Below are 12,641 nucleotides of genomic sequence, written 5' to 3'. Positions count from 1 at the left end.
TGGACTAGGAATGGGGCTAAAGCTATGGCGGCTGCGCTCGGCAGTGTGCCTCAAAAGCTGCGGCCGGCCGGCACAAGCGCAAGAATCCGGTCCTTTTTGCGCCGCCGAGCGCGAATTTGCACGGCCATAATCGCGGCGACATGAAGCCCCTATGAAACGTCTTGCGGCCGCCATCGCCCTGTTGCTGAGCCTGCTGATCCTGCTATCGGCGGGCGGCTCGGCGCTGGCCCAAGCGACGCAGGCGCGGGTCTCGCCCGAGATGGCGCGGGCCAAGTATGTCGCCGCCTTTGGCAGTTATGTCGAATGGCCGGCAGGCGCCTTCGCCAGCGCCGACGCCCCCTTCATCATCGGCGTGATGGACGACGAGCCTATGCTGCGCCTGCTCGAAGCCGGCTTCAAGACCAGCCGACTGCAGGGCCGCCCGGTAGAGGTCAAACGCATTGACAACATTTTGCAAGCCGCCCATGTCCACCTGCTCTACACGCCCGAAGGCAATAGCGCGCCGCTGCGCCCCTTGGGCGGCTTGCCCATCCTGACCATAGGCCCGGGCACGGGCTTCCTGGACCGCGGCGGCATCATCGGCCTGCTGATGCGTGAAGACCAGGTGCGCTTCGAACTCAACGCCAAAGCGGCCGAACGCTCAGGGCTGAAGGTCTCGGCCAAGCTGCAGCAACTGGCACTCAGAACCTACGAGGAGGGCCGTTGATGGCCTGGCAATTCAAGTCCCTGGCCCTGCAGCGCAAGCTGCAGCTGGCCATGGTCCTGGGGACGGTATTGGCCTTGTTGCTGGCCGGCCTGGCAGTGCTCAGCTATGAGACCTCCACCTTCAGGCCCCGGGTCGAGCGCCAGCTCGACGCCGTCGCCAAGGTGATGGCCGATATCAACCAGGCCTCACTGGACTTCGACGACGCCAGACAAGCGCAAGACAACCTCGCCTTTTTGCGCCTGTATGAAGGCATCGATGCCGGTGCGCTCTACCGCGCCGACGGCAGCTTGTTCGCGGAATGGGCCAGTAACAACGGGGCCAGCAACAACGCCAAGCCCAGCAGCCCCGTGTCGGCGCCAGCAAACGGCACGCAGTTCGAGCGCAGCAGAGCCAGCCTGAGCTTGCCGGTGCTGCGCGATGGGCGCGAGCTGGGCCGCGTCTGGATCCGCGTCCAGCTGCCGCCTCTGCTGCAGCGCCTGCCGCAGTACGGCATCATGTTTGGCGCCCTGGCCCTGGCCGTGATGGTCTTGGGCGCCGTGCTCTTATGGGCGGGCCGGCATCTGGTCAGCCAGCCCATGGAGCGGCTGAGCGCGGCGGCCGACAAGGTTGGGCGCACCGGCGACTTTTCACTGCGGGTGCCCAAAGACAGCGACGATGAAATTGGCCAGCTGACCGATGAGTTCAACCGCATGCTGGCGGTGGTCGGCGAGCGCGACCAGGCGCTGCTGGCGGCTAACGACTTACTTGAACAGCGCGTGTTGGCGCGCAGCCTAGAGCTGGAACAGGCGATGACGCTGCTGATGCAAAACGAGAAGCTGGCCGCTCTTGGCAATGTGGTGGCCGGCGTTGCGCATGAGCTGAACACGCCGATCGGCAACGCCTTGCTGGCCGCCACCAGCCTGGGCAAAGGCACCCAGCATATGCGCGAGCAAATCAGCGGCAACTCGCTGAGCCGGCGCGGGCTGGAAGAATTCATGGCCTCGGTGGAAGAAGGCTCGGGCATTGTGTCGCGCTCGCTGGAACGCGCCGCCGGCCTGGTGCGCAGTTTCAAAGCGGTGGCCGTCAATGAAACCAGCGAAGCGCGCATGGACTTCGATTTGCGCCATGTCTTGGATGACTGCATGGCGCTGCTGATGCCGGGCCTCAAGCACCGCCCGATCGAAGTCACGCTGGACTGTGCTGAGGGCATACGCTGCAACAGCTACCCCGGCGCGCTGACGCAAATCGTCAGCAATCTGGTCGAGAACGCGGCCCGCCACGGCCTGGAACCCATAGGCGGCGGGCGGGTCGAGGTGCAGGTGCAGGAGTCCAGCGCCTTGCCGGACCCACTGGACGCCGACGGGGGCAAGGGCATGGGCAAGAACAAAGACCAGGATCAGGGCTGGCTGACGCTGCAGGTTCGCGACTCGGGCGCAGGCATTCCGGCCGAGCATCTGCACCGCATCTTCGAGCCCTTCTTCACCACCCGGCTGGGCCAGGGCGGCTCGGGCCTGGGCTTGCACGTCGTGCACAGCCTGGCCAAAACCCCCTTGGGCGGCACGATAGAAGTGCGCAGCCAGGTCGGCCAGGGCACCACCTTCGAGCTGCGCTTCCCGCGCCGTGCGCCGCTGGATCAGCTCTAGGCCACTCGCCGTTCAGGCTGCTCTGGCTGCTCAGATGCGCGCCGCCATCCACGCCTTCAACTCGGCCAAGGGCATCGCCTTGGCATAGAGCCAGCCTTGGGCGGTGTGGCAGGCCTGCGCACGCAAAAATTCCGCCTGGGCTGCGGTTTCAACACCCTCGGCGACGATCTCGGCGCCGATGCGCTGGCCCAAGGCGACGACGGTTTCCACAAACGCGTCGCCGTGGCGGTCACCGATCTGGCTGACAAAAGCGCGGTCTATCTTCAGCACATCAATCGGCAAGGTGCGCAGCTGCGACAGCGAGGAGTAACCGGTACCAAAGTCATCCAGCGCCACCCGCGCGCCCTGCGCGCGCAAGGTGGTCAAAGTGGACACCACCAGCGCCGGGTCATCCATCGCGATGCTCTCGGTGATCTCCAGCTCCAGCGTGCCGGCGGGCAGCGCATGGCGCGCCAAGACCTCGGTCACCTGGCTTTGCAACTCGCCGCTGCGGAACTGTGGCAGGCTGACATTGACGCTGATGCGGGGCGGTGCGCCCCTCAAGCCCTGCAACTGCAGCCAGTCTTCGGCCGCCCGGTGCAAGACCCACAAACCCAGCTCGCCGATTAAGCCGGCCTGCTCCGCCAGCGGCACAAACACATCCGGCGTCGCGACCATGCCGCCCGCGCCATCGGGCCAGCGCATCAAGGCCTCCAGCCCGACCAAGCGGCCATCCTGCAGCGCCAGTTGCGGTTGATACCAAACCTCTAAATGCTGAGCCTGGATCGCAGCGCGCAAGGCCCGCAGCAGAGCCAGGCGCCCGGCCGTCTGCGTCTCCATCGTCGGGTCAAAAACCACCAGCTGCGCCTGTGCGCTGAGCCGCGCACGAGCCAAAGCGATATTGGCGCGGCGCAAGGCCGCAAGACCTGGCCCCTGATGGCCCTGCAAAGCGTAATAGCCGGCCGCGAAAGCAACCGGCAGCCGGTGCTCGCCGGCCTGCACGCCGCTCTCGAACAACAGGCGCGACTGCTCGGGGCCGAGCTCGGCCACCGGCCCGACCAGGCCGAACACATCACCACTGAGCCGCGCCACCCGGGTCTCGGCCGAAAAGCTCGCGCGCAAGCCTTGGGCGATAGCGTTCAGATAGGCATTGCCCACATCATGTCCAAGCCCGTTGTTGAGCTCTGAAAACCGTTTCACGTCCAGCAGCAGCAGCGCTTGCGGCGCCCCCTGCCCGCCCGCTTCGGCGGACTGGCCTTCCACCTGCGCCTCCACATCCTTGACAAACTGCACCCGGTTGCCCAGGCCCGTCAGCCCATCCAGGAAGGCCAGCCGGTTCAACTCGCCGATCAAATGCACATTGCCAAAATAGGCCGACAAATTGGTCGCGAACACCTCGACCAGCTGCCTATCCAGCGGCGCCAAGGGCTCATGCGCCAGCATATAGACGGCCGCCTCATGGCCCTCGGCAGACAGATACAAGACAGTGGACGACGCACCGAACTGATGCTGGCGCTGGCGCAGCGCCTCGGTCACCGCCGCGCGGACCGCTGCATCGGCAAGCTTGTCCAAGGTGCAGCTCAAGTAATCTGCCAGTTGCCCGCCAGCGCTGATGACGTAAAACGTGTCCGGCCGCTCGCCGCGCTTTTCTTCGCCGCGGTGCACGCACACCAGGCCATCTCGCGGCAGCCCCAGGAGCGCGGCCAACTGCGTCAGCACGCCCTCGGCGAAGCTCAGCATCGCATGCCGCTCCATCAAGTCGGCCGAGGAATGCACGATCAGCTCCAGGCCACGCCGGCTCTCTGCAATCATGCGGATTTGGTCAAAGGAGCGCAGCGCGGCCGTCACGGCGGTGATCAGCCGCGTCTGCGTCAGCTCGCTCTTGGTGCGGTAGTCATTGATGTCGTAGGCCTCAATGATGGGCAACTCCGGCGCCGAGCCGGGCTGGCCGGTGCGCAAGATGATGCGGGTGGCTTGCATTTCGCAGTCGCCGCGGATGCAAGCGACCAGGTCCAGGCCGGCCTGCGCATCCTCCATCACCACATCCAGCAAGATCAGCGCGAAGTCGCGGTCATGCGCCAGCAAGGCGCGGGTCTCGGCGCCCGAATAGGTGTGCACCAAGACCATGGGTCGGCCCAAGACCAGCGCGCGGCGAAACGCATAGTCTGTCGCGCGGTGCACCTCTTCATCATCATCCACCACCAAAACCCGCCAAGGCGTCAACCCGGCCGGCGCGTCGTCTTGAGGTGAATCGATCAAAAAGAGTTGGTCTTCATCGGGCATCGGTATTCACTCCACGGTCGTGCAGGTGTCCAAACAGCGCAGCGCATGTTATGCCAAAGCGCGCCCCGCTAGAAAGGCCGAAACAGCGGGCAAAAACATGTGCTCTTTTTGCGCCATGCCCCTTGACCTAGGGGGGCCGGTTGTCAATACTGCAGGGCATTTATTCATGGCTGCGGCGCAAGGCTTTGCCCTATGGAAAAGTTATGTTTTTGCTTGTTAGGCGTCTTGCCGGCAAGCTTGCTGGCGCAAAGCGCTTCCACCACGCCGGCTCTCAACTCCGAGCCGGCGCTGTTCGGCATGTCGCTGGAGCAACTGGCCGACATCCGGGTCGAATCCGCCAGCTTGGTATCCACCAGCCTGGCGCGAGCACCAGCCATCATTTCGGTCATCGCCCGCGAAGAAATGGAAGCCTGGGGTGACCGCTCGGTGGCCGATGCCCTGGCCCGCGTGCCCGGTCTCTACCGGGTCGACGCGCAGGGCTTTCAAGATGTGGGCGTGCGCGGCCTGTTCGGCGGGCAGCGCAGCTGGAACCGCCAGCTCAAGCTCTTGATCGACGGCCAGCCGCAATCCTTCCGCCCCGACGCCAGCAACTTCCTCAGCCCCGCGCTGCTGCCCATGAGCAGCATCGACCGCATCGAGGTGGTGCGCGGCCCAACATCGGCGCTTTACGGCGCCGATGCTTTTTTGGGCACCGTCAATGTGATCACCCGCAAAGACCATGTCGGCGCCAGCGAGGCCAGCGCTAAGCTGCGCGCCTATGCCGGCCGGGCCAACGGCTTGGACGCCAGCATCAGCGGCGGCAACGGCAGCTTGGGGCTGCTGTTTGCCGTCCAGGCCGAGCATTACGAGCTCAATGGCCTGCAGCTGCCGGCCAGCTCGCCGCTGCTGGGCGCACAGCCGGCGCTGCGCGGGGTCGAGTCCAAAGACGCACGCCAGCAACCAATCTCGGTCTTGGGCCGCGCCAGCTTCGACACCGATGCGCTCAAGAACCAGCTGGAGCTGAATTACTCACTCTCGGACAGCGTGGCCGAATTTCTCGACTTCGGCGTGCTGAGCCACAAAAACCGCTACTCGAAGTACAACGCCCAAGCCGGCTGGCAAAGCCAATGGGACATCAGCAGCAGCTGGCAGGCCAAGTTCCGCTGGAACGTAGCGCGCTCCGGCCCTGGGCCCAAAGAGAGGTTGGAGGTCGGCACCAGCAGCTACCCCCGGCGCGAGTTCTCCTCGACCGCCAACGACCTGGGCCTCAACTTCAACTGGGCGCTCAACCCCGACCATGGCCTGAGCTTTGGCGCCGACCGCACCGTCGACAATCAAGACAGCATGCAAGTGCTGCTGGTGGCGCCCAATGGCAGCACCAGCTTGAGCGGCAAGGCCAGCACCGCGATGCGCCTGACCAATACCGGCGTGTTCGGCCAATACCTGTGGCAAGCCAGCGACAAGTTGGGCTTGAGCGCCAACTACCGGCTTGATGATCACAACCAATTCGGCCGCAACACCAACTGGCGCGCGGCGGCCGTGTATGAACAAAGTCGCGAGCTCAATGCCAAGCTGATCTGGAGCACATCCTACAAAGCGCCCAGCGTGTTTGACCTCTTGGCCCAGCCACTCTACAGCGGCGATGTGATCGGCAATCAAAAGCTGCGCGCCGAGACCGCCGCCAACACCGAACTGCAAATCAACTGGCGGCCCAGCCCCAAGCTGCAACTCACGGCCAATATCTACCAACTCGAAGTCAAGGACAAGATCGAGTTGCAGCAGACCGGCCTCAACTATCAGCCCGTCAACCGGGGCCGATTCTCGGGCCAAGGTGCCGAACTGGATGCCCGTTATGAAGAAGGCGCGCATCGCTTTGGCATTGCCTGGACGGGGCTGAACCTGACCGAGCGCGATCCCGTTCCACTGGTGGGCGATCTGGTCCGGCCGCCCGAACGCTTCCCCGAGCATTCGGTGCGCGCCGAATGGCGCTGGCATTCGGGCAAGTTTGGCCAATGGGCGAGCGAGCTGCTTTATGCGTCCAAACGCCACGCCACCTTCAGCAACGCCTTTGCCAATTTCCTAACGCCCTATTCCCTGTCCCACAGCACCCATCTCAACCTGGTGTGGACACAGGTTTTCTTCAGCAGCCATGAGCTGCAGCTGCGCATGGACAACCTGCTGAACGCCAAATACTCCGAACCCGGCTATGGCAGCGTGGACTTCCCCGGCACAGGCCGCAGCGCGCTTCTCAGCTATCGCTACCGTTGGAACTGAACGTCATGAACACAGATTTCAAACTCAAACGCATGGCCGCTTTCACGCTGCTCAGCGCAGCCGGCCTGCTGGCCAGCTGCGGCGGCGGCGACGGTGTTGAGGGCAGCAGCAAGCAGACTGAAGGCGCGCCGGGCAGCATGCGCCCAGGCATCCAGGGCGAGCTGATGATTGGCGTGCTCTACCCCTTTACCGGGCCGTCTTCGGCCAACTATGACTCGCGCGAACGCTATATCCGCCAAGCGGTGGCCGAGATCAACACGGCCGGCGGCGTCAACGGCAAGACCTTGGGCTATATGGTGCGCGACAGCAAGGCCGGCACCACCGAGGGCAGCGAGGCGCAAATCGGTGAGTATCTGGATTTGGTGAACGCCGGCTGCATCGGCGTGATCGGCCCCTTGACCAGTGGTGAAGCCTTGTTGCTGGTGCCCACCGTCCTCAAGACCGGCGTGCCCATGATAGGCACCGGCCCCAGCACCACCGACCTCGACACCATGGATCGCGGCACACCCAGCGTGTTCTACCGCTTGATCGTCTCCAACTCCTTCTCCGGCGGAGTGGCGGCGCAAATCGCACGCCGCGACGGCAAGCAGACCGTCGCCATCATCCATTCGAACGACAGCTTTGGCATCTCCGCCCGCGACAACTTCAGCGCGTCCTTCATCAAGCGCGGTGGCCAAGTGCTGGCCAGCGCCAGCTTCAAGGCCGGCCAAACCGCCGACTTCGGCGCCGTGATTGCCAAAGCCATGGCCAATGGTCGCCCCGACGCGATCTACCTCGCCGCACAGTCGGGCGAAGCCGTGGGCTTGAGCAAAGACATGGCGCTGGCCATCGCCCAGCCACGCCCCTCGCTGTATGCGGCCAGCTCGCTCAGCACCTCGCAGTTTGTCAGCACCGCGAATGCCTCGGTGGTCGAGGGCATGACCATCATGGGCGCCGACAACAACCCCAAGCGCCCCGAGTACCTGGCCTTTGCCGACCTCTTCACGCAGGCTTACGGCACGCCGCCCGATGTGGGCATCAGCCCCTCCGGCTATGACGCCGTCTATCTCTTGGCCCTGGCGGCACAAGCCGGCGGCAGCACAGACCGGGCCTCGATGGCCAAATGGCTGGGCCCGGTGTCGCGCCCCGACAGCGCCAGCCCCTTGAAAATCACGCCCGGCCAATTCGGTCTCGCCCTGAAGAACCCCGGCCTGGACTGGGACTACAACGGCGCCAAAACCGCCGTCAACTGGGACGCCCGCGGCGACCTCAGCACCGGCTCCTTCATCGTCTACAGCGTCAAGCGCAATAGCGCCGGGCAATTGGCGCTGGTGCAAGTGGATCAGGTGGCGCCGGACTGAGGCGAGCCCCGCAAGCCCGAGGACGCCCGCTTGAACCCCAGTCTATTTGCCACCGAGACGGAACTCGCTGCGCTGGAGCGCGAACTCGCCGCCTCCAGCACCGACAATGACCGCCTGCCTGCGCTAGTCGCGCTGGCCTGGCAACTGCGCCAACGGGAGAGCCGCCGCGCCTTGGCATTGCTGGAGCAGGCCGAACCATTGCAGCCTCTGGCAGAGTCGCCTGCCACTCGATGCCTGAGCTCCTGGCTCGCCCGCATCAAGTTGGTCCGGGGCGAACTCTGCTGGCTCTGCGCTGACTTTACGCAGGCCCAGCAATTTGCCGACCAAGCGCAGGCCGCCTTTGATGCCTTGAGTGATGCTGTGGGCCAAGGCGACGCACGCTTGTTGGGGGCCAATATCGCTCATATGCTGGGCCACGGTGAACAACGCGATACCTGCTTGGCCCAAGCCTTGAGCGCGTTCGAGCGATCGGGTGACGGCAGCAGGATCGACTATTGCGGCGCCCGCCAGATCCTGATGCTGAGCATGCGAGACCCCCAGTCTGCAAGGCTGCAATTGGCGCAACGCTTCGACGCCAGCCAACCACTGAGCGATATCGCGCTGGCCATGGTGGAGGCCACCCGGGGCGTGATCGCCGCATTGACCGGAGATTTTCCCAGCGCCTTTCACAGTTATGTCGCGGGGCATCAATTGGCGCTGGAAACCGGCCAGTTGCGTGATGCCATCTTGGGCGCGAGCAATGTGGCGGTCACCTTCTCCAATCTGGGTGATCTGAGCGAGGCGCTCGAATGGGCCGAGCAAGCGGCAGCGCTGGCCCGCCGGACCGATTGGCCGGTGGTGGTCGGCAATACCTTGTTTCGAGTGGGCGATATCCAACGACTGCTGGGTCGCCAGCAAGACGCTCAAGCAAGCCTGGCCGAGGCGCAAGCCGTGATGCGGGTCGTTCGCAACTCTCATGGCACCTTGTTGAACCTGCAAGCGCTGGGCGACTTGGCGCTGGACATGGGCAAGCCGGCGCAAGCGGCAGAGTACTTTGCTGAATCGGTGGAGCGCGCACAAGCCAGCCGTGCCGGCGATCTTGTCGTCTACGGTCACCGCGGCTTGGCCGATGCCTTGAATCGGCTCGGCCGCGTGCCTGAGGCACTGGCGGCCGCCAAATTGGGACTGAAAGACGCTCAACAGTTGGGCATCGTGCTGGAGCAAGTCAAGTGTTTGCGCATTTTGGCTGCCATTCACAAGCAGCAAAATCTCGCCGAGCCCGAGGGCATGGTCGCTGCAAACCCAAGCCTGCACTACCTGCAACTGGCCTTGCATTTGTCTTCTCAGGTCGAAGGCTTGCTGCCCTCGGCGGACTTGTTTGACGAGCTTGCCCAGGCGCATGCCGACTGCGGGGACTTCAAGACCGCCTATGAACAGGCTTGTAGCGCGGCAGCGGCGCGCGGCAAAAAAAGTACGCAAGACGCCAACAACCGGGCCATCGCGATGCAGATTCGCGAGGAAACCCTACGCGCGCAAGCCGAGGTCGAGCACCACAGAATCACCGCGCAGGCCGAGGCGCAACGGGCCGAATCGCTGCACGAATCGGCGCTGACGCTGGAAATCCTAGGCCAAGTGGGCCGCGAAATCACCGCCTGCATGAATGTCGATCAGGTTTGCAGCACGCTCTACCGGCATGTCAACGACCTGCTGAACGCCTCGTCTTTCTTTGTCTTTTTGCTCGATGACAGTGGCCAGCAACTCTCAGGCGCCTACTTCATCGAAGACGGCCGCAGCATGGACTTGCAAGACCGGCCGCTGGACCATCCCACGTCCTATATCGCGCGCTGTGCCCGCGAGCGCCAGGAGTTGCTGGTCGACATCGATCCCGACAGCGTGCCCGTCAATTTGATCCCTGGCAGCCAGAACCAATTGACGCTGCTGTTCGGCCCCTTGCTGATGGGCGAGCGACTCTTGGGTGTGATGTCGATCCAGTCCCTGGAGCGGCATGCTTATGGTGAGCGCGAGCGCTCGATCTTTCGTACCCTGTGCGCCTATGCCTCGATTGCAATCGACAACGCGCAAGCCTATGCCGAGGTCACCGCGGCCAAACTCAAGCTCGATGACCGCGCCGCCTGGTTGGCCGACGAGGTCAGCAAGGCCACCGCAGAGAGCCTCAAGCGCGAGCGGGAGGCGGTGTTCCATTTGTGCAAGGCGGCCGAATACCGCGACCCCGAAACCGGCGCGCATATTCTGCGCATGGCGCATTTCTCCAAGGTGATCGCCGCCGGGCTGAAGCTCAGCGAGGCCGAGCAAGATCTGCTGCTGCAAGCCGCACCGATGCATGACATCGGCAAGGTCGGCATTGCCGACAATATTCTGCTCAAGCCGGGTCGCCTGACGCCGGACGAGTTCGAGATCATGAAACGCCATGCCGAGTTCGGCCATGAAATCTTGCGCGCCAGCAGCTCGCCGGTCTTGTTGGCGGGTGCTTTGATCGCCATCACCCACCACGAAAAGTTTGACGGCAGCGGCTACCCGAAAGGATTGATGGGCGAGGCCATCCCGATCTTCGGCCGCATCGTCGCGGTGGCGGATGTCTTCGACGCCCTGACCTCGGAGCGGCCCTACAAAAAAGCTTGGTCACTCGAAGACGCAGCCGCCTTTATCCGGGCGCAATCGGGGGCCCATTTCGACCCGGCCTGTGTGGAGCAGTTCTTCGCGCATTGGGATCAGATATTGGAGATCAGGCAGCGCTTCAAAGACGCTGACTGATTCTCCCACCGGCTCAAATCAAGGCACTCAGCCGCGCAATCTGAAGGTCGCCACCGAGTCCACCATTTGCGTGGCTTGATCGCGCAGGCTTTGCGCAGCGGCCGCAGACTCTTCCACCAGCGCCGCGTTTTGCTGTGTCATCTTGTCCAGTTCATGGACCGCCTGCCCAATCTCGCCCAGGGTCAAGGCTTGCGCCGAGGTAGAGCTGGAGATCTCGGCCACGATTTGCGTCACCCGCTGTACGCTTTGCACCACTTCGCCAATGGTGTCGCCGGTATCTTGCACCAGCTTGGCGCCGCTCTCGACCTTGTCCACCGAGGTGGAAATCAGGGTTTTGATCTCACGCGCCGCCTGCGCGCTGCGCTGCGCCAATGAACGCACTTCACTGGCCACCACCGCAAAGCCGCGGCCCTGCTCGCCGGCGCGAGCCGCTTCCACCGCCGCGTTCAGCGCCAGGATATTGGTCTGGAAAGCGATGCCATCGATGACGCCGATGATGTCGGAGATCTTGTTGGACGAAGCCTGAATCTCACTCATGGTCTCCACCACCCGGCTGACCATCGCGCCGCCCCGGTCGGCCACAGCGGAAGCCGTCTGCGCCAAGCCGTCCGCCTGACGCGCCGCTTCCGCGTTGCTGCGCACGCCTTCGCTGAGTTGCTGCATCGCCGCACCCGTCTGCTCCAGGCTGCTGGCAGCTTGCTCGGTGCGGTTGGACAGGTCCATATTGCCGGTGGCGATCTCGGCCGAGGCAATGCGCACCTGCTCAGCGGCGCTGCGCACGCCCGAGATGGTGGTGGACAACTGCCTCTGCATCTGCTGCAAGGACTGGGTCAAGCTGGCCATCTCGTCGCGGCCCTCGACCCGCACTTCCTGCGTCAAATCGCCCTCGGCGATGCTTTCAGACAGGGACTGGGCACGCGCAACCGGCTCCGTCACCGAGCGCGTGATAGCCAACGCGATGCCGATGCCAATCAGCGTCGCCGTGCCCGACAGCAGCAAGACCAAATTGGCAACGGCACTGGCTCTTTCGCTGGCCTCTTGGCGCGCGGCTTGCAAGCGCTCGCGCTTGTGTTCGGCATAGTCATTGATGGTGTCGATATAGCTGTCCATGGCCGGGATCAGTTCGGTGGCCACGCGCGCGCGAATGTCTTGGCCGTCCTTTTTGGACTTGCTGACTTCATCGCGCAAGGCCTGGTATTGCTTGCGGCTGGCCGCAATCTTGTCGTTCAGCCGGTCGCTTTCAGGCGTCTTGCTCAGCGCGTCGAGCTCCTCTTGCACCTTGTCGATGCGCGCCGAAGTCTCTTTGGACTTGCGGGTAAAGGCATTGACGAAATCAGCATCATCGACGGTCAGCGTGACGATACGACGCTGGATATTGGACTCGGACATGCCGGCCCATTGCCGCGCCAAGGCCAGCCCGTGAGAATCCACATCGACCAAGCGCTCGATCTTTGCATTGAGTTGTTTGACCCTCAGCACCCCCATCAACGAACCCACCAAAAGCAAGCCCATCACGACGGCAAAACCTGCAAGTACGCGGGTGCGGAGTTTCATGTTTTGAATAGTGCTCATGCTGATGTCCTCTAGCTTGAAATGCAGACCGGCGGGCGCAAACCCTGCGCGACCGGTAAACCGCTTATTCTGTGCCGCCCTCATCTGCCCCGGTCAGCGCTGCAACGCCTGCAAAGCAGCTCATTTGCTGACCCG

Annotated in this window: 7 protein-coding genes; 5 read left to right on the top strand and 2 right to left on the bottom strand. The window is 63.8% G+C overall.

The window, feature by feature from the left end:
* The first annotated feature begins 151 nt into the window (after positions 1–151).
* Positions 152–706: a YfiR family protein gene (locus tag LNV08_RS00495; RefSeq protein WP_263531695.1), complete on the top strand. Its 555-nt coding sequence runs from the start codon at positions 152–154 to the stop codon at positions 704–706.
* Positions 706–2,328: an ATP-binding protein gene (locus tag LNV08_RS00490; RefSeq protein WP_263531694.1), complete on the top strand. Its 1,623-nt coding sequence runs from the start codon at positions 706–708 to the stop codon at positions 2,326–2,328. Before LNV08_RS00495 ends, LNV08_RS00490 begins: the two co-directional genes overlap by 1 nt.
* A 30-nt stretch (positions 2,329–2,358) precedes the next feature.
* Here LNV08_RS00490 and LNV08_RS00485 read toward each other — a convergent pair whose 3' ends face one another.
* Positions 2,359–4,590 carry an EAL domain-containing protein gene (locus tag LNV08_RS00485; RefSeq protein WP_263531693.1) on the bottom strand — a complete coding sequence of 744 codons (2,232 nt, stop codon included), beginning with the start codon at positions 4,588–4,590 and terminating at the stop codon, positions 2,359–2,361.
* Between the two features lie 192 nt (positions 4,591–4,782).
* Between LNV08_RS00485 and LNV08_RS00480 the strand changes: the two genes are divergently transcribed.
* From LNV08_RS00480 to LNV08_RS00470, 3 genes are read left to right on the top strand one after another with little or no spacing between them, the layout of a single operon-like run.
* Positions 4,783–6,843 (top strand): TonB-dependent receptor plug domain-containing protein, encoded by a 2,061-nt coding sequence (locus tag LNV08_RS00480; protein WP_263531692.1) that lies wholly within the window; start codon positions 4,783–4,785, stop codon positions 6,841–6,843.
* 5 nt (positions 6,844–6,848) lie between these two features.
* Positions 6,849–8,183, top strand: coding sequence for a branched-chain amino acid ABC transporter substrate-binding protein (locus LNV08_RS00475; protein WP_263531691.1), 1,335 nt, complete (start codon positions 6,849–6,851; stop codon positions 8,181–8,183).
* Between the two features lie 30 nt (positions 8,184–8,213).
* The gene (locus LNV08_RS00470; RefSeq protein WP_263531690.1) at positions 8,214–10,934 is read left to right on the top strand and encodes an HD domain-containing phosphohydrolase; all 2,721 of its coding nucleotides are present in this window, start codon (positions 8,214–8,216) and stop codon (positions 10,932–10,934) included.
* 27 nt (positions 10,935–10,961) lie between these two features.
* On the opposite strand, the gene LNV08_RS23015 is transcribed toward LNV08_RS00470, so the two are convergent.
* Positions 10,962–12,506: a methyl-accepting chemotaxis protein gene (locus tag LNV08_RS23015; RefSeq protein WP_318014074.1), complete on the bottom strand. Its 1,545-nt coding sequence runs from the start codon at positions 12,504–12,506 to the stop codon at positions 10,962–10,964.
* Positions 12,507–12,641 lie beyond the last annotated feature (135 nt).

It is taken from the genome of Paucibacter sp. TC2R-5 (genome assembly GCF_025717605.1).
Lineage (GTDB): Bacteria > Pseudomonadota > Gammaproteobacteria > Burkholderiales > Burkholderiaceae_C > Paucibacter_A > Paucibacter_A albus.
Note: the sequence above shows the minus strand (reverse complement) of the source record. Positions and strands in the feature narration are given on the sequence as shown.